Origin of the sequence: Paraburkholderia sp. SIMBA_027, assembly GCF_046535315.1 — a bacterium.
Classification (GTDB): Bacteria; Pseudomonadota; Gammaproteobacteria; order Burkholderiales; family Burkholderiaceae; genus Paraburkholderia; species Paraburkholderia tropica.
The window spans coordinates 1-293 of sequence record NZ_JAWRWY010000332.1 but is presented as its reverse complement, the minus strand read 5'-3'; the positions used below and the strand labels follow the sequence as shown (position 1 = coordinate 293).

The following is a 293-nucleotide window of genomic DNA, read 5'->3' as shown; positions in this document are numbered from 1 at the left end:
CACCTGATCCTGCGCAATCGGCACTGTCAGAATGCGGTGCGTCACATCACCCAGTGTCTCTTTACGCTCGGAAAGACGAATTCCATTTTCTTTGGTTTCGTTTTTCGGCACTTCAAAGAATCCGCTGGTCGCTTCCCCACCATTACGGCGTGAGAAGGTCTGAACGAAATCGCTCGGTTCCACGTTTGAGTAGGTGACCGGCAGCGCGTTTTCACACGCCTGGCCGGAACTGCATCCCGGTTGAAGCGTCAGCTCTTTTGAGACCGGATCGTAAGTGACTTTATCGCCCGGTA

General features: G+C 53.6%; 1 protein-coding gene. It reads right to left on the bottom strand.

The features are described from left to right. Positions 1-293, bottom strand: a 293-nt coding sequence (locus SB764_RS39305; RefSeq protein WP_410866650.1) for a hypothetical protein, incomplete at both ends; no start/stop codon positions are given.